The 884-nt window shown below is 49.9% G+C and carries 1 protein-coding gene; it reads left to right on the forward strand.

The window, feature by feature from the left end; genetic code table 11:
• Nucleotides 1-176: 176 nt before the first annotated feature.
• Nucleotides 177-884 (forward strand): efflux RND transporter periplasmic adaptor subunit (locus J5F18_RS07830; RefSeq protein WP_346301713.1); only part of this gene is annotated, 708 nt, incomplete at its 3' end.

Raw genomic sequence — 884 nt, forward strand, 5'->3', positions numbered from 1 at the left:
TATTTGAGTATGGCGAGCGTACCAAAGCGCACGTCGATCGAACGTCTCGAACACGTTTTTTCATTTTACTTGCACGGCATTATGCACGTGCAAAACCCACTCAACTTTGTCGAACAGTTTGAAGGCTGTTCGCAGCATTCTATTTCTCAGCAGACCAAAGAATTGGAGAATAATTAATGAACGCATCGTTTCGCGCTCAATCTCAGCCGTATCGCACAGTTTGGGCGACCTCAACAAAATTAGTCCTCAGCATGAGTGCATTGGCTGTACTAACCGCTTGTAGTGGCGATTCTGGTAATGGACAACAAGGCATGCCGCCATCGCCAGTTACGATTGCTGAAGTTATGACTGAATCTGCTGTCTATACCGCCCAATACCCTGCTCGTGTGCGCGGCGCTCGTGAAGTTGAAGTCCGAGCACAAGTAAGCGGCATTTTACAACAGCGCAATTTCCAAGAAGGCCATGCCGTTGAGCAAGGTGAAACGCTGTTTCAAATTGACCCAGAGCCGTATCAACTTGCGGTAAATTCTGCTCAAGCCGAGCTTGCCGATGCCACCGCCATGCACCAACAGGCTGAGCGTGAATGGCAACGCGTGTCGGGTTTATACGAAAGCAATGCCGCCAGTGAACGCGAATTTGACCAAGCGCGTTCTGCCATCGAAGCGGCAAAGGCTCGCTTAGCTCGGGCAGAGTCAGGTCTTGCTGATGCTCGTCGTAACCTACGTTACACGCGTGTTGAAGCACCCATCAATGGTCTCGCTGGCGTTGAGTCAGTTACTGAAGGAAATCTTATCAGTGCCGGCGCGTATTTAACCCATATTGTCCAAACCGATAGATTACATTTGCACTTTGCGATTCCAGAAAACGACGCGCAACTCTATCGG

This window comes from Halomonas sp. BM-2019 (assembly GCF_017584085.1).